This window comes from Magnetospirillum sp. UT-4, from assembly GCF_902729435.1.
Lineage (GTDB): Bacteria > Pseudomonadota > Alphaproteobacteria > Rhodospirillales > Magnetospirillaceae > Magnetospirillum.
On the sequence record NZ_CACVCG010000039.1, the window covers coordinates 21,258 to 37,836 of the forward strand.

Here is a 16,579-nt window from a genome sequence, read left to right on the forward strand (position 1 = left end):
AAGCGGACATGCTCAGCCATCACGCGGCCCTGGTTTATGTCATGGTGATGATCTCGGCGGCGGACGGCGACATGACCGACGCCGAACTCGGCACCATCGGCGAAATCGTCAACTTCCTGCCGGTGTTCCACGACTACGACCCCGACATGCTGCCCCAGACCGCCGGCGCCTGCGCCGACATGATGGACGCCGACGACGGGTTGGAACGCACGCTTTCGGTGATCCGCGCCTCGCTGCCGCCTCGCCTGCGCGAGACCGCCTATGCCCTGGCCTGCGATGTCGCCGCCTCGGACGGCGAGGCGCACCAGGAGGTGATCCGCCTGCTCGAACTGATCCGCCACCGCCTGGACATCGACCGCCTGACCGCGGCGGCCATCGAACGCGGCGCCCGGGCCCGCTTCGTCCGCCCCGAAACCGAGACGTGAGCGGACTTGCATTCGAGGCCCCGGAAGGCTAACTTCCCGGGCCTTCGGGCCGGCGTAGCTCAGTTGGTAGAGCAGGGCTTTCGTAAAGCCAAGGTCGGGGGTTCGAGTCCCTCCGCCGGCACCACTTCTAGCGCATCAGCGCGTCACTTCCCCACAAGATTTCGCGGCCCAGCCTCGCAGGCACTCGCCTTCGCAAAGTTGCGAGGAAAACTGCGAGGAACCGCCCTCCGCATTTCCGGCGGCCCACGCGCGCCCGGTGGCAGGGACGGACGGGACGGTTTCCCTAAGAAACCGTCCCGTCCGTCCCTGCCGCTCCGCCTGCCCAGCCCGTGGAGGTGAGGCCGTTCGCTCGCACGGTCAAATGCCGCCAGCGCATGCCAGGGCGGATTTTGGCCGGCGCTCCTGCACGTTCATATCCGCCGCGCTGGGGCACCCCCGCCCCGGCACGACCAAGCAGGAGCACGACCATGAGCTATGAGCGCAAGCCCTTCAAGGCGCCCCACGACCTCGACCTCGCCTCGGCGCTGGATGCGGCCTTCCGGCCCCGCAACCGGTTCCTGACCCTGTCGGAAATCATGGCCCTGCCGCCCGCCGAATGGCTGGTGAAGGGGCTTGTCCCGGCCAACGGCTTCCAGGTGGTCTATGGGAAGCCGGGGGCCGGCAAGACGTTCTTCGTCCTGTCGATGGCCCTGTCCATCGCCCACGGAATGCAGTGCTTCGGCCGTCGGACGGCGCAGGGCAACGTCGCCCTGGTCGCGGGCGAGGGGGTCGTGGGGCTGCAGAACCGGGTGAAGGCGTGGCACCGGTTCCACGGCCTCGACCTCGACGGCTGCGATGGCGTCGCGGTCCTGCCGCAGCCCAGCAACCTGCTCGACGCCGACAACGTCGAGCAGCTCGTCCTGGACATCCACCACCGGTTCGGCGGCCAGCCAGTCCGGCTGGTGGTGTTCGACACCCTCGCCCGGTGTTTCGGCGATGGCGACGAGAACCGGCAAGCCGACATGGCGCGCCTGATCGAGGCCGGCGAACTGGTCCGCCGAGCCCTCGGCTGCGCCGTGTTGTTCGTCCATCATACGCCGAAGGAGGCCGATGAGTTGCGCGGCAGCAGCGTTCTGGAAGGCGCCTCGGACGCCGTGCTCCGGGTCAGCAAGGGCGACGCCGGCATGGAGGTGTTCGTCCGCAAGATGAAGGACGGAAAGGACAATTTGGCCTTTGGCTTCGGGATGGAGGCCGTGGAGGTCGGCATCGACGCGGATGGCGACCCCATCCTGACCCCGGTCGCGGTCCTTGAAGGCGAGGTGCGCGAGGGTAGCGCCGCGCCGGCCGACGCGGCGCCCTCGGGCAAGAACCAGCAGGCCGTCCTGGCGGTGTTGGCGGCCCATGAAGGCGGCCTGACCGACGACGAATGGCGCGACCAGGCCAAGGCGACCGGGGCCGTCGGCGGGGCGAACCCGAACCGGGCGTTCCGCGAGGCCCGGGCCGCCCTGATGAAGGCCAGGCTGGTCCTGGCGGAAGGCGACCGGTTCTTGGCCGCCTGACCGCGACGAAGGCCACGAACACGAAAGGGCGGCCAATGGCCGCCCTTCGCGTTTCCGCCCCACGGAATGGGGCACCCCCTCGCCGCGCAGGAGCGCCACGCGGCATGACGAAGGCGGATTCGGCTGCAACGACAGGCAAGGGGTCCAGGGGCAGAGCCCCGGCCTACGGGCCGGCTTTCGCAAGGCGAAACCCGGCGGAGTAGGTGCCGGGGGCTTGCCCCCGTGCAATCGCGCCCGATGTCGACGGCGGTCGGAATGATGGGGGACACGCGATGTCGGAACCGTTCTGCGTGCTGCGGATGGGGCGCAAGTCGCATACCTGGGCGGCCCTGCGCGAGGCGTCCGCCCACACCAGCCGGGATGCTCAATGGCTCGGCAAGAACATCGACCCCGGCCGGCGCGACCGCAACGAGGTGATGGTGGGCACCGGCGATGTGGTGGCCGATGTGCAGGCCCGGCTGGCGGCAGTGGGCGTCGAGCCCCGGCCCGGCCAAGTGCTGGCGCGCGAGGTGCTGCTGACCGCAAGCGCATCGTTCTTCGGCGGGCGAGACGGCGACTGGGACGCCGAGCGGCTGGCGGCGTGGAAGGCGGCGGCGCTGGACTTCCTGCGCGCCGAATGGGGCGACAACTTAGTCACGGTGGTGCTGCACGGCGACGAGGCGGTGCCCCACCTGCATTGCTGGGCAACCACGACCGTCAGGACGGAAAAGAAGGCGCGGGGGCGGACGCGCAAGGATGGCACCCGTCCGCCGCCGACCATCGGCTGGACAATGAACCACGACGCCGTGTTCGGCTCGGGCAAGGGCGCGTTCGCGGAGCGGCAGGACCGCTACGCGGCAGCGATGGCGCCGCTTGGCCTGCGGCGTGGGCTCCGTCAATCGGGCGCGCAGCACGAGCCCATCCGCGCCTATTATGCTCGCCTGGGCGACGCCACGACGGCGGCAGAGCGGGACCGCGACATTGCCCACGACGCTCGGTTGGCGGCAATAGCGGAACAGGCGCGGGCCGAGGCACTGCGACACGGCGCCGACCTGCTGGCGGTGGCGGCCAAGGCCGCGCACGCGGAGGCTGAGGACGAGCGGAGGACAGCCCGCGCGGATGCGGAACGGGCACGGTCGGCGCTGGTCGAGGAACTGGCCGGGGAACGCGCGGCGATCGATGGGATGAAGCGGGCAATGGACGGCTTCATCGACCGTAAAGCCCTGCGGGCGGAGTTCGAGGACACGCTGGCGGTGGAGCGGTTGCGCAACGGCCGGGCCGAGCCGTGGAAGGCGTTCGAGCGTGGGCTGGCCGCCTATGCCGCCGATCTGCGCCAGTTTGGGTCGTGGCGGGCGGCGATGGAGCACCGCGCCCGACGGCACTTCGCGTTTTTGTTCGACCGCGGCGCCCGTGCCTTGGGCCACGCCTCAGACCTGCACCTGCCGGCGGCGGACGTGGTGGAGGGCGTCCGGGCGTGGTTGCGTCAGGAAGGCGGCGAGGCACTCCGCGAAACCCATGGTCGGGTAGTGGGCTGGCTGCGCGACTGGCTTGTGTCGGCCAAGGAAACGGCTCGGGTAGAGGTTGTGCGCGAACGAGGGCGGGAACGCTGAGCCTACGGCCCCCAATAATCGAACTTGAAGAGTTTGCCTTTTGGGATGTCGAACTCGATGGCGATACCGCATTCAATCGTATGCCGCCCGGGTTCAATAGCCCTTGGGGTCCGCATGGGAAAGGGCCAGACCTCCCCATCGACCTTGATTGGGCCGCACCCACCGCCGTTGTCGTCATGAATGGCGAGGTAAGTCCGCCCATCTGGCGATGCCTCGACAGCACCCCGCAAATAGCCGTCGTCGCACGCCACGACCAGGGCTATTAGCAAACAGGCTCCCAATGTGGCGCCCCTGCCGATCATTACGCCCCCTCAAATGCTGCCGGAAGATTGTGCGGCATCCACGCCACGCTATCAATGCGTTTCCGGGGTGCAGGGCGCAGCCCTGCGGAGAGCCTTCCGCTGTCCCAGCAGGTAAAGCGATTGGCCCGCGCGACAGACCACCTTGCCACCTTGCCGCCCTCGCGTCTTGCCAAGCACCCAGGCGGTTCAGCCCGACGACCGGCGGCGGGTGGTCGGCAGTTTCAGGATGGCGAAGTCTTCGAAATTTTGTTGGTCCGGGACGTGGTTGTAATGGCGCTCGATCATCTGCAACGAGGTCATCGTATTGACCGCGACCTTCGCCGTTGGCTGACCGGCCAACAGGGCCTTGGTGATGTAGTAGTGCCGCAGGTCGTAGAGGCTGCGGGGTAGGCCGTCTCCGGTATGCTCCAGGCCGCATTGGCGCAACACCTTCTTGAACGCCTTGTTCAATGACAGCGGCTGGATGTCGATCAGGGGCGTGTCCGGCGCCTGCGGTCGGGCATTCAGCAGGCGGGTGATGGCCGGCCAGCACTTGGCCTCGGGCACGATGGCCCACTTGCGCTTCATCTCGCGCAAGCGCTGCGACCCCTTGTGCGTCAGGCCGGTCAGGATGTAGGGCGTCTCGGCGGTCGCCAGCCACTCGGGCGGCACCTCGTCCCATTCCGGCACCGGGCGGCTCTGCACCATTCCCCGCGTCAGGCGCACCAGGGTCGAGGGGCGCATTCCCGTCCCGGCCAGGATGTCGATGGCGCACCACAGCACGAAGCGGGACCACGCGGTCGCGTCCTGCTTCCACTGGTCGCCCAGGAGTTCCTCGGCAAGGGACTGCGGGAAACGCTGTCGGTAGATGCGCATCGCCTCGTCGCGGGCGTCGTTGAACCGCTGGCGCGCCGTGTCCCGCAGCTTCTTGAACTCCTCCTCGGTGAAGCCGTTGCGCAAGATGGAGTTGCCGATCTTGACGTTCTCGACGTCGGGAAGGTCGTTCTTGCGCGCCCAGCCCTTTTCCTGCGCGAAGGCGAAGATGGCGCGCAGGATGGACAGTTCCTTGTTGATGGCCGCCGCCGACACCTTCGCCTGGATGCTGCCCAGGCTGTCGCTGGGCAGGTAGTCCTCGACATTCGGAAATGCCTTCTGCAAGCGGGCGGACTTGGTCCAGCGCTCACGGGCTTGCGCAATGCGCTCGGCGTTGTGCTTTCGGCGGGCCTCGACCATTTCGCCCCGCCGTTCCTGCCGCCAACCGGCATAGGCGCGTATCTGGGCGCTGTTGATTTCCTCGAGCGGCTTGCGGCCGATGCGCTCGCCAAAATAGGGCAGCAGGTAGTCCACCATCCGCTGGCGCACGAACTTGCGCTTGCGCACCTCGTCCTCGGACAGTCGGCGCCAATCCGCCTCGCCGCCCACCCGTTCCTTCAAGAACTGCTCCGCCACGTCTGCGAACAGGTGGCGCCGGGCGCTCTGGCCCCTGGCCCGGCGCTCGCGCGCGGCGGTCAGCGCCTTGCGCGCGATGACCTTGGCTGCTTCAAGGTCGGCGGTGCCGGTGGATTGCTTGACCTCGTCGCCATCGACGTAGGCATAGAGTTGCCAGCGGCCCTTCTTGGCACCCGTGCGCCGATACAGGTAGGCTCCCTCGTCCAATACAACCCGCGTCGGCTCGCTGTCGGACGCAGAGGAGGCAGCACGCTTGGACCCGACCATTCCCACCTCCCCGTCTTGCCCGCTAGCACCCGAGAGGAAAAGTGCGAGGTGTGCGGCATTTGAGAGGAATGGTCCTGGAAATCCGCCATTTTGTCAACACTGGCAGGGCGTGAAACAGTGCATATCACCACGTGAAAACCGCATTTTTCTTGGATGCGAGGGCTTTCGTAAAGCCAAGGTCGGGGGTTCGAGTCCCTCCGCCGGCACCATCCATCCTTCAGAAATTAAGCGGTTTTTCCGCACTGAGGCGCACCCAAGCGCAGTCGGGAAAACCATGTTGTGGCATTCGCGAATGCCAAGGTGACCTCTTCCACCACCCCATCGCGCCAGCCTACGTCAAGTAAGCCCGCCCTTGACATGCGGCATATGTTCCTATATTGTTCCCTCCCGTCTGATCGATGGAGGCTTCGTCCATGGGGCATTCGTGCAACAAGCTGGCGGTTCTGGCTGTAGCGGCAGGGGTGTCGCTGGCACCCCCTGTATCCGCCTGGGCTGAGTCTCCGCCCCCCAAATTCGATCCCAAGGACATGGTGCCGTTGGTTCATGGCCCCAATTGGGTGGACTTGGACGGGGACGGGAACAAGGATCTGGTGGTGAAGTCGCGCTACAGCGCCCCGAACCCCAGTCCGCACAGCTTCTCGGTCTACAGCTTCACCATCTTTACCGATGAAGATATCGGTGTCGGCAACCAGGGCATCCACTGGTATGTGGTTTCGTTCCCGGACTTGGCCCCACCGGTCGGACGGTTGGAACTCACCACGAATCAAGGGATGTATTGCTTGACCCGAGATATCCGACTTGTGGTGCGGCACCAGGAAGGCACGCCTTCGGCGACCATGATCGTGCAGGCCGAAAGGAAAATCGCGGGAAGCTATGGCGACCCGGAGACGGTGACGTTCACGACCTATCGACTGGAAAAAGGTTCTCCCAAGTCCCCCAATGAATTCGCCTTCGTCAGGGTGTCCCGCAAGAATTCCAAATCGCGCTATTGCTCGGTGACGGAGGCGTTCCAGAAGGAACTGGGGTTGTCCAACCCCGATATCGAATCCGATCCCGAAACTCAATTCCGCTAAGAAGCGGCTGAAAGGAGAATGTCATGGGCGGCAAAGCTCAAAAAGCCAAGCAGGTCAAACTGCCCAACGGTGAAATTGGCATCGAGTATTATGATGCCGAAGGGAACAAAACAGCAACTCATGCCGGCGGCAAGAAGCCCTGGCGCAACAACAATCCGGGCAATCTGAAAGGTGGTGCCGGTGCCATCGGCTATGACGAGAGAGGCTTCGCCATCTTCCCGGACATGGAAACGGGGATGAAAGCGAAGGCCGACCTTCTGCGCAACGACAAGCGCTATAAGGATCTCACCATCAAGGACATGGTCCCGATCTACGCCCCTCCATCCGACAAGAACAACGTCCCCGGCTACACCAAGGATATCGGCAACTTCTCCGGCCTTGATGTCAATCGTCGCCTGGATAGCCTCAGTCCCGAGGAATATCAGCGTCTGATGCAGGCGATGGCTCGAAGAGAGGGTGCCATCGACAAACGCGGCACCCCCATCGGCGTCGGCACGGCGACCGACCATACCAAGGAGACGGGAGGAAAGGTGGCGCCCACTCCCGTTCAGCCTCAGCCGGCTCCGCCATCCCCGCCGCCCGCGTCCACCCCCGAACCGACACCCGAGCCTACGCCGGTGCCGGTGACGACCGCGCCCCCCGTCCCGGAACCGGACCCAACGCCCGCTCCCGCGCAGGAACAAAAACAGTCCAACGCCCCCGCCGATCCCCAGGTGGCGTCCATGATCGAAATGGCCGGCAAGCCCATCGACAACCCCGGCCGGTCGGCCCTGCTGAAGCCGGTGGACACGCTCACCGAAGGCGAGATGAAGGACATGATCGCCTCGGCCCAGGGCGACTATCGCGGCTGGCGGTCGGGTGATCCGCTGAAAGCCCATACCTACGAGAAGGTGCAGAATTGGCATGTCGCCATTTATGGCGACGGCCCCCAGAAGTATGACGGCGGCAAGCCCATCGAGCCCAAGCCCATCCGCCCCATCCCCGAACAAATCAGCCCCCACACCACCCCCGATGGCGGCGATCTGTGGCAGGCGACGGCCAGGATCGGGCAGCAGGTGGCCGAGGCCGCCGGCAGCGATGGCACCGACAACGCGGTCAAGGGTCTGCAACGCGGCCTGAACATCCTCAACCAGGCCAATCCGTTGCCAACGCGCTCGCCCGCCTATGGCCCCTATACCAAGCTGGGGCCGGTGATCGAGGACGGCCAATACGGCCCGCAGACCGACTTCGCCCTCAAGCACGCCACCGCCCGGCTGGGGCCGGCCAAGGTGCAGGACGGCCTGGCGCTGGGCCGCTTCAACACCTTCGCCCGCAACGCCCAACGCAGCGGCACCGTCGATGGCTTGGAGGCCGCCACCCACAGCGCCTTCGGCCCGCTGCTCCGCTCGGGCGACGATGGCAAATCGCCCAAGGTCGAGGGGGGCGTGTTGCAGGAGACCCTGAACACCATCGGCCCCCAGCACCACGATGATTGGGAGCCCCTGAAGGTGGACAATTGGATCGGTCCCAAAACCACCGCCGCCTTCGGGCGGGTGTTGGGAAAGGAAGACGCCGACCACCTGACCACCGCCTTCGGGCGCGGTCTGGGGCTGCTGTGATCCTGACGCCGTGGATGCGACCCACGCTCCGCATCCTCGGCCTCATTTCGCAGTTCAATTCGCAGCGGCTACAATGGTGGCCGCCCTGGCCTGCGCGCTGGCCTGCGCCCTGTTCGCCGCCGCTTTTTTGCTGGGCGCTGCCGGAGAGGATGCCGCCATCGCCGCCGTCGCCGCGTCGGCCTTCATGGTGGTGGGCGTGCTGCTGGGCTGGATCTTCCTGAAGGTGCGCATCGGAGCGGCCTGCTGGGGTGGGGTTGCACTGGTGTTCCTTGGTGTGGCGCTGCTGTCCATTTAGGCGGCGATCTGCCTAAAGCGTGGGCGCCATCTTCGGTGACACGGCGTGCGCCGCAACAAGATCAATGGCTTGGCTCTGGCACGGTTCTGGCAAAGCCGCCATCGCGTCTAGGGTTCCGGCCGTTTCCACGGTGACTGGTCCGAGAGTCGCAATCCGCTCCGCAAGGGGCGGACACACGGAGGGATAAAAGCCCGGGAGGTTCAAACCGAGGAGGAGCGTCCGTTCCTTCCGGCGAGGCCCTTCCGCGAAGCGCCCGCCCGAAGGCCCGAGAGGCCCTCCCCGACAGGATAGCGAGACCCTGGACCGGAGGTTCCTAGAATGGCCATTTCCATTAAGCGCATTGCGACTGCCGCGACGGCCCTGGCCCTGGCGCTCGGCCTGGCCGCGCCCCTGCAGGCGGCCGAGAAGAAGGACTTCAAGATCGCCTGGACCATCTATGCCGGATGGATGCCGTGGCCCTATGCCCAGCAGGCCGGCATCGTCAAGAAATGGGCCGACAAGTACGGCATTTCCATCGAACTGGTGCAGGTCAACGACTACGTCGAATCCATCAACCAGTACACCGCCGGCAAGTTCGACGGCGTCACCGTCACCAACATGGACACGCTGACCATTCCGTCCGCCGGCGGCGTCGATACCACCGCGCTGATCATCGGCGACTATTCCAACGGCAATGACGGGCTGGTGCTGAAGAAGGGCAAGTCGGTCAAGGACATCAAGGGCCAGAAAGTCAATCTGGTCGAGCTCTCGGTGTCCCACTACCTGCTCGCCCGCGCCCTCGATTCGGTGAAGCTGGCCGAGAAGGACATCAAGGTGGTCAACACCTCGGACGCCGACATCGTCGCCGCCGCCGCCAGCGCCGACGTCACCGCGATCGTCACCTGGAACCCGCAGCTGGCCGAGGTGGCCAAGGGTCCCGGCCGCATCCTGGCCTTCGATTCCAGCAAGATCCCCGGCGAGATCATGGATCTCACCGTGGTCAACACCGACACGCTGAAGGACAATCCGGCGCTGGGCAAGGCCCTGGCCGGCGCCTGGTTCGAGACCCTGGCGCTGATGAAGGCGGATGACGCCGCCGGCAAGGCCGCGCGCACCGAGATGGCCAAGCTGTCGGGCACCGACCTGGCCGGCTACGATGCCCAGTTGAAGACCACCTTCATGTACTGGGACGCCAAGGCCTCGCTGGCCTTCGCCCGCAGCCCCGAGATCGTCAAGGCCATGGACCTGGTCCGCACCTTCTCGTTCGACCACGGCCTGCTGGGCGAGGGCGCCAAGACCAAGGACGCGGTCGGCATCGCCTTCCCCGGCGGCAAGACCCTGGGCAACCCCAAGAACGTCAAGATGCGCTTCGACGACACCTACCTGCAGCAGGCCGCCGACGGCAAGCTGTAGGCGGAGGCCGGCCATGGCGCGGCGATTGATCAACCTGCGGCCCAGCCGCCAGGGCGCGTTGTATCTGGGGCTGCTGCCCTTTCTGATCCTGATCGCCCTGTACGCCACCGGCTCATCGCTGCGGCTGGCCGAGAACCCCGACGACAAGCTGTTGCCCGGGTTCTCGGTCCTGGCCGACGCGGTGGTGCGGGTGGCGTTCACCCCCGATCGCCGCACCGGCACCGTCCTGCTGTGGGCCGATACCGCCGCCAGTCTGGCCCGCCTGGGCATGGGGCTGGCGGTGGCCACCGCCGCCGGCCTGGTGGTGGGCATCGGCAACGGCCTGCTGCCCTATGTCCGCGCCGGATTTTCACCGCTGGTGGCGGTGATCTCCATGGTGCCGCCCATGGCGGTGCTGCCCATCCTGTTCATCGTGTTCGGCCTGGACGAATTGTCCAAGGTGGTGCTGATCGTCATCGGCGTCGCCCCCTTCCTGATGCGCGACCTGCAGGCCCGGGTCGAGGAGCTGCCGCGCGAGCAGCTGATCAAGGCCCAGACCCTGGGCGCCAGTTCCTGGCAGGTGGTGCTGCGGGTGGTGCTGCCGCAGATGCTGCCGCGGCTGATCGATTCGGTGCGGCTGTCGCTGGGGCCGGCCTGGCTGTTCCTGATCTCGGCCGAGGCCATCGCCGCCGAGGTCGGGCTGGGCTACCGCATCTTCCTGGTGCGGCGCTACCTGGCCATGGATGTGATCCTGCCCTACGTGGCCTGGATCACCCTGCTGGCCTTCGCCGCCGATCTTGCCCTGCGGGCGCTGAACCGCCGCCTGTTCCCCTGGCTCGCCGCCGGCAGGGGGGCGTGACATGACCGAGGTCACCATCCGCCACGTCTGGAAGGAATACGACGGCGACGTGGTGCTGGAGCGCGTCAACCTGGACGTGGCGCCCCATTCCTTCGTCTCCATCGTCGGCCCCTCGGGCTGCGGCAAGTCCACCTTCCTGCGCATGCTGCTGAGCCAGGAGGCCCCGACCCGCGGCTTCATCCGCATCGACGGCCAGGACCTGCCGCCCGAGCCGACCGCGGAACGCGGGGTGGTGTTCCAGCGCTACTCGGTGTTCCCGCACCTGACCGCTCTGGAGAACGTCGCCTTCGGACCCGAGGTGGCGCGCGCGCCGCTGCTGGGCCGCCTGTTCGGCTCGCGGCGCAAGGCTGTGCTCGAGCAGGCCGCTGCCGCCCTGGCCTCGGTCGGCCTGGACCACGCCGGCGACAAGTATCCGGCGCAGATGTCGGGCGGCATGCAGCAGCGCCTCGCCATCGCCCAGGCGCTGATCACCAAGCCCAAGGTGCTGCTGCTGGACGAGCCGTTCGGCGCCCTCGATCCCGGCATCCGCGCCGACATGCACCAGTTGATGCTGCGCCTGTTCGACGAGACCGGCATGACCGTCTTCATGGTCACCCACGACCTGAAGGAGGCCTTCCACCTCGGCACCCGCCTGGTCGCCTTCGACCGCTACAAGACGCGGCCCGAGGAGATCGGCGCCTATGGCGCCACCATTACCCTGGACCTGGCCCTCGACCGCAGCTCGGCCCGCGAACGGGCCGAGGCCATGGTCGGGCTGGCCGACAAGGTGGCGGACCAACCCGCCTGAACCCATCCGCCCCGGCCGGGACGACCCGGCCCACGCAAGGGGCCTTTTCGACCGGGACGGCCCGGTCAGAGGAGGCAGCGATGTCCGTGCTGTACCAAGACACCCTTCCCGGCGGCAAGCACTGGTCGATGGTGCTGAAGCGCGGCCTGGCGCTGAAGCTGATCGACGTCGAGGGCGGCGCCAATGTGGGCATGATGTTCTACAACCCCGCCAACCTGCTGGAGCGCTACAACGCCCCCGACACCCTGAAGTGCCAGCACACCTTCAGGCTCACCCGCGGCAACTGCCTGTATTCGGACATGGGGCGCATCTTCTGCTCGGTGGTCGAGGACGGCGTCGGCTGGCACGACACCGTGTGCGGCAACACCACCAAGGCCATGGTGGCCCGCAAATGGGGCCACAAGGACTACCAGGGCAGCCGCAACGACTGGGCCCAGAACGGCCATGATTCCTTCCTGGTCGAGGGCGGCAAGTACGGCCTGGGCCGCCGCGACATGGGCGCCAACGTCAACTGGTTCAGCAAGGTGGCGGTGAAGGACGACGGCGCCCTGGTGTTCGACCCGGCCAATTCCAAGGCCGGCGACCACGTCACCCTGCGCTTCGAGATGGACACCCTGGTGCTGATGCACACCTGCCCGCATCCCATGAACCCGGCCGCCGACTATCCCAGGAAGCCGGTGACCTACCAATTGCTCAAGGCCGAACCGGTGGCGGCGGACGATTACTGCCGCACGTTCCGGCCCGAGAACGGCCGCGGCTTCGAGAACAACCGCATCCACCACCTGTGCTGCGGCGGGGAGGGCTGAACCATGCTGAAGGAAAGCGCCCTCTCCCCCGCCGACGCCGTCTATCGCGCCACCATTCCCGCCGGCGATTACTGGATGCACGTGGTCAAGGCCGGCCAGACCCTGCGCATCGTCGACAGCGACGGCAACCAGGCCGCCGACACCCTGTTCTACGCCGCCGCCGACCCGGCCGAGCGCTATTCCGCCAGCGACACCATCCGCGAGCAGGGCAACGTCTATCTCGGCGTCGGCAGCGTGCTGATGTCGCAGGACTGCAACCCCATGCTGGAGATCGTCGCCGACACCGTGGGCCGCCACGACACCCTGGGCGGCGCCTGCGCCACCGAGTCCAACACCGTGCGCTATGCCCTGGACAAGAAGACCATGCACGCCTGCCGCGATTCGTACCTGCTGGCGCTGGCCGAGAACGACCAGTACGGCCTGACCAAGCGCGACCTCGCCCACAACATCAACTTCTTCATGAACGTGCCCATCACCTCCGAGGGCGGCCTGACCTTCGCCGACGGGATGTCGGGGCCGGGCAAGTACGTGGAGATGCGGGCGCTGATGGACGTCATCGTGCTGATCTCCAACTGCCCGCAGCTCAACAATCCCTGCAACGCCTACAACCCGACCCCGGTCGAGGTCCTGGTGTGGGGGGAATGACCATGTTCGCCAAGGTCCTGGTCGCCAATCGCGGCGCCATCGCCGTCCGCGTCTTCCGCACCCTGAAGCGCATGGGCATCGCCACCGTCGCCGTCTATTCCGAGGCCGACCGCCACGCCGCCCACGCGCTGACCGCCGACCAGGCGGTGTGCGTCGGTCCGGCTCCGGTGGCGCAGTCCTATCTGGACATCGACGCCATCGTCAAAGCCTGCAAGGACACCGGTGCCGAAGCGGTGCATCCCGGCTACGGCTTCCTGTCGGAGAATGCCGGCTTCGCCGAGCGCCTGGCCGCCGAGGGCATCCGCTTCATCGGCCCCAGCCCCGACCACATGCGCCGCTTCGGCCTCAAGCACACGGCGCGCGAGGCGGCCCTGGCCTGCGGCGTGCCGCTGCTGCCCGGCACCGGCCTGCTGGCCGGGCTGGATCAGGCCCGCGCCGAGGCCGGGCGCATCGGCTATCCGGTGATGATCAAGAGCACCGCCGGCGGTGGCGGCATCGGCCTGCAATTGTGCAACACGCCCGAGGAACTGGCTCCGCTGTTCGACACCGTGCGCCGGCTGTCGGAAGCCAATTTCAAGGACGGCGGCATCTATCTGGAAAAGTACGTCGCCCGCGCCCGCCACATCGAGGTGCAGATCTTCGGCGACGGCAAGGGCAACGTGGTGGCGCTGGGCGAACGCGACTGCTCGCTGCAGCGCCGCAACCAGAAGGTGGTCGAGGAGACCCCGGCCCCCAACCTGCCCGCCGCCACCCGTGCCGCCATGCTGGACGCGGCGGTGCGCCTGGGCCGGCACGTCGCCTATGAATCGGCCGGCACGGTGGAGTTCATCTACGACGATTCCGAGGACCGCTTCTACTTCCTGGAGGTCAACACCCGCCTGCAGGTGGAGCACGGCGTCACCGAGCAGGTGACCGGCATCGACCTGGTGGAATGGATGGTGCGCCAGGCCGCCGGCGAACCGGCCGACATGACGGTGCCCGAGCCGAAGGGCGCCAGCATCCAGGTCCGCCTCTACGCCGAGGACCCGGGCAAGGGTTTCCTGCCCTGTTCCGGCAGGCTCACCCATGTGGACTTCCCCGCCGGGCCCCGCGTCGATACTTGGATCGACAGCGGCACCGAGGTGACGCCGTTCTACGACCCCATGCTGGCCAAGATCATCGTCACCGGTGCCGACCGCGCCGACGCGCTGGACAGGCTGCGCCGCGCCCTGGCCGATACCCACGTCTACGGCATCGAGACCAACCTGGACTACCTGTCCGCCATCGCCGCCTCGGACATGCTGGCGGCGGGGCGGGTCTCGACCCGGGCGCTGGCCGACTTCGCCTATCAGCCGGCCACCATCGACGTGCTGTCCCCCGGTGCCCAGAGCAGCCTGCAGGACTGGCCCGGGCGCCTCGGCCACTGGGACGTCGGGGTGCCGCCCAGCGGCCCCATGGACCCGCTGTCCCACCGCCTCGCCAACCGCCTGCTCGGCAATCCCGAGGACGCGGCGGCGCTGGAGATCACCCTGTCGGGGCCGACCTTGCGCTTCAACGCCCCGACGGTGGTCGCCCTGGCCGGCGCCGACATGGGCGCCACCCTGGACGGCGTGCCGGTGCCGCCCTGCCGCGCCGTGGCGGTGGCGGCCGGCCAGGTGCTGGCCATGGGCGCGGCCCGGGGCGCCGGCAACCGCGCCACCCTGGCGGTGCGCCACGGCTTCGACGCGCCGCTCTATCTCGGCAGCCGCTCCACCTTCGCCCTCGGCCGCTTCGGCGGGCATGCCACCGGCACCCTGCGCACCGGCGACGTGCTGCGCCTCAACCGCGACGGGGCGGGCAGCCTGGCCGCCGACGCGGTGCCCGAGGAAATCCGCCCGGCGCTCACCCACGACTGGCGCATCGGCGTGCTGATCGGGCCGCACGGGGCGCCGGACTTCTTCACCGAGGCCGACATCGCCACCCTGTTCGAGGCCGAGTACCAGGTCCACTTCAACAGCGCCCGCACCGGGGTGCGGCTGATCGGGCCGAAGCCGGAATGGGCGCGGGCCGATGGCGGCGAGGCCGGGCTGCATCCCTCCAACATCCACGACAACGCCTATGCCGTCGGCGCCCTCGATTTCACCGGCGACATGCCGATCATCCTGGGGCCGGACGGCCCCAGCCTGGGCGGCTTCGTCTGTCCGGTGACCGTCGCCATGGCCGAGTTGTGGAAGGTCGGCCAGCTGAAGCCGGGCGACCGCGTGCGCTTCGTCCGCCTCGACCAGGACCAGGCGGCGGCGTTGCGCGAGGCCCAGGACCGCGCCATCCGCACCCTGGCGCCGGTGGCGGCGCCGCACCTCGCTCCCGGCCGCGCCGAAAGCCCGGTGCTGGGCCGCATGCGCGAGGGCAACGAGGCGGTGGTGCTGCGCCAGTCCGGCGACGACAACCTGCTGGTCGAGTTCGGCCCGCTCGAGCTGGACCTCACCCTGCGCTTCCAGGCCCACGCGCTGATGCAGCGGCTGCAGGCGGAAAAGCCGGACGGGCTGGTGGACCTGACGCCGGGCATCCGCTCGCTGCAGGTCCATGTCGACCCGGCGCGCCTGTCGCTGGCCCGCACCCGCTCGCTGCTGGAGGCGGCCATCGCCGAGCTGCCGCCGGTGGACGAGATCGCGGTGCCCACCCGCACCGTGCGCATGCCGCTGTCGTGGGATGACGAATCCACCCGATTGGCCATCCGCAAGTACCAGGAGCTGGTCCGCCCCGACGCCCCCTGGTGCCCGTCCAACATCGAGTTCATCCGCCGCATCAACGGCCTGGCGGACGAGCAGGCGGTCAAGGACGTGGTGTTCGGCGCCAGCTATCTGGTGCTGGGGCTGGGCGACGTCTACCTGGGGGCGCCGGTGGCGACCCCGGTCGATCCGCGCCACCGCCTGGTCACCACCAAGTACAACCCGGCCCGCACCTGGACCCCGGAGAACGCGGTGGGCATCGGCGGCGCCTATATGTGCATCTACGGCATGGAGGGGCCGGGCGGCTACCAGTTCGTCGGCCGCACCGTGCAGGTGTGGAACACCCATCGCCAGACCGCCAGTTTCACCGGCGGCAAACCGTGGCTGTTGCGGTTCTTCGACCAGATCCGCTTCTTCCCGGTGAGCGCGCGCGAACTGGCCGAGGCGCGCGACGCCTTCCCCCACGGCAAATACGAGCTGGCCGTCGAGGAGGGCACCTTCCGCCTCGCCGACTACCGCAGGTTCCTGGCCGACAACGCCGCCTCCATCGCCGCCTTCAAGGCGCGCCAGCAGGCCGCCTTCGAGGCCGAGCGCCAGCGCTGGCGCGATCTCGGCCTGGCCACCTATGTGGCCGAGGTCGACGGGGCCGGAGCCGCCCCCGATGCCGAGCCGGCGCTGCCGCACGGCCAGGCGGCGGTGGAAAGTCCCATCCCCGGCAATGTCTGGAAGGTGCTGGCCGAACCCGGCCACAAGGTCGAGCCCGGCCAGGTGGTGGCGGTGCTGGAAAGCATGAAGATGGAGATGGAGGTGCGCAGCCCGGTGGGCGGCGTGGTGCGCGAGGTGCTGTGCCGCACCGGCAGGACGGTGCAGGCCGGCCAGCGCCTGCTGGTGATCGAGGAGGAGGGGTGA

13 protein-coding genes, 2 tRNA genes and 1 riboswitch are annotated in these 16,579 nt (G+C 67.8%); of the genes, 14 read left to right on the forward strand and 1 reads right to left on the reverse strand.

From position 1 onward, the window contains the following. Positions 1-8: 8 nt before the first annotated feature. The 4 genes from MTBUT4_RS04350 (at position 9) to MTBUT4_RS04365 (ending at position 3,552) form a co-directional block, all read left to right on the forward strand. Complete coding sequence (locus MTBUT4_RS04350; protein WP_254434735.1) at positions 9-425, forward strand: tellurite resistance TerB family protein; 417 nt, start codon at positions 9-11, stop codon at positions 423-425. A gap of 48 nt (positions 426-473) precedes the next feature. Continuing rightward, a tRNA-Thr gene (locus tag MTBUT4_RS04355) sits at positions 474-549 on the forward strand. 343 nt (positions 550-892) lie between these two features. Beyond that, on the forward strand, positions 893-1,963 hold the full coding sequence (locus MTBUT4_RS04360; RefSeq protein ID WP_173978443.1) for an AAA family ATPase: 1,071 nt from the start codon (positions 893-895) through the stop codon (positions 1,961-1,963). 272 nt (positions 1,964-2,235) lie between these two features. Further along, positions 2,236-3,552 (forward strand): plasmid recombination protein, encoded by a 1,317-nt coding sequence (locus MTBUT4_RS04365; protein ID WP_173978444.1) that lies wholly within the window; start codon positions 2,236-2,238, stop codon positions 3,550-3,552. Positions 3,553-4,040: 488 nt separating this feature from the next. Here MTBUT4_RS04365 and MTBUT4_RS04370 read toward each other — a convergent pair whose 3' ends face one another. Next, entirely contained in the window at positions 4,041-5,489 is a 1,449-nt protein-coding gene (locus tag MTBUT4_RS04370; RefSeq protein ID WP_173978445.1) for a hypothetical protein, read from the reverse strand. A gap of 162 nt (positions 5,490-5,651) precedes the next feature. On the opposite strand from MTBUT4_RS04370, the gene MTBUT4_RS04375 reads away from it, so the two are divergent. From MTBUT4_RS04375 to uca, 10 genes are all read left to right on the forward strand, one after another. After that, positions 5,652-5,758: transfer RNA gene (locus MTBUT4_RS04375), tRNA-Ser, on the forward strand. A gap of 204 nt (positions 5,759-5,962) precedes the next feature. Then, a complete protein-coding gene (locus tag MTBUT4_RS04380; RefSeq protein ID WP_173978446.1) occupies positions 5,963-6,622 on the forward strand; it encodes a hypothetical protein in 660 nt (219 codons plus the stop codon). Positions 6,623-6,645: 23 nt separating this feature from the next. Continuing rightward, positions 6,646-8,220: a hypothetical protein gene (locus MTBUT4_RS04385; RefSeq protein ID WP_173978447.1), complete on the forward strand. Its 1,575-nt coding sequence runs from the start codon at positions 6,646-6,648 to the stop codon at positions 8,218-8,220. Between the two features lie 73 nt (positions 8,221-8,293). After that, positions 8,294-8,515, forward strand: a complete 222-nt coding sequence (locus MTBUT4_RS04390) for a hypothetical protein (RefSeq protein ID WP_173978448.1) — start codon at positions 8,294-8,296, stop codon at positions 8,513-8,515. Positions 8,516-8,611: 96 nt separating this feature from the next. Further along, a riboswitch (guanidine-I (ykkC/yxkD leader) is annotated at positions 8,612-8,715 on the forward strand. Between the two features lie 118 nt (positions 8,716-8,833). Beyond that, the gene (locus MTBUT4_RS04395; protein WP_173978449.1) at positions 8,834-9,907 is read left to right on the forward strand and encodes a putative urea ABC transporter substrate-binding protein; all 1,074 of its coding nucleotides are present in this window, start codon (positions 8,834-8,836) and stop codon (positions 9,905-9,907) included. A gap of 13 nt (positions 9,908-9,920) precedes the next feature. Then, the gene (locus tag MTBUT4_RS04400; RefSeq protein WP_173978450.1) at positions 9,921-10,745 is read left to right on the forward strand and encodes an ABC transporter permease; all 825 of its coding nucleotides are present in this window, start codon (positions 9,921-9,923) and stop codon (positions 10,743-10,745) included. 1 nt (position 10,746) lies between these two features. Continuing rightward, positions 10,747-11,532: an ABC transporter ATP-binding protein gene (locus MTBUT4_RS04405; protein ID WP_173978451.1), complete on the forward strand. Its 786-nt coding sequence runs from the start codon at positions 10,747-10,749 to the stop codon at positions 11,530-11,532. Positions 11,533-11,612: 80 nt separating this feature from the next. Further along, positions 11,613-12,338 (forward strand): urea amidolyase associated protein UAAP1, encoded by a 726-nt coding sequence (locus MTBUT4_RS04410; RefSeq protein ID WP_173978452.1) that lies wholly within the window; start codon positions 11,613-11,615, stop codon positions 12,336-12,338. Positions 12,339-12,341: 3 nt separating this feature from the next. Continuing rightward, positions 12,342-12,983, forward strand: a complete 642-nt coding sequence (locus MTBUT4_RS04415; protein WP_173978453.1) for an urea amidolyase associated protein UAAP2 — start codon at positions 12,342-12,344, stop codon at positions 12,981-12,983. Between the two features lie 2 nt (positions 12,984-12,985). Then, entirely contained in the window at positions 12,986-16,579 is a 3,594-nt protein-coding gene (uca, locus tag MTBUT4_RS04420; protein ID WP_173978454.1) for an urea carboxylase, read from the forward strand.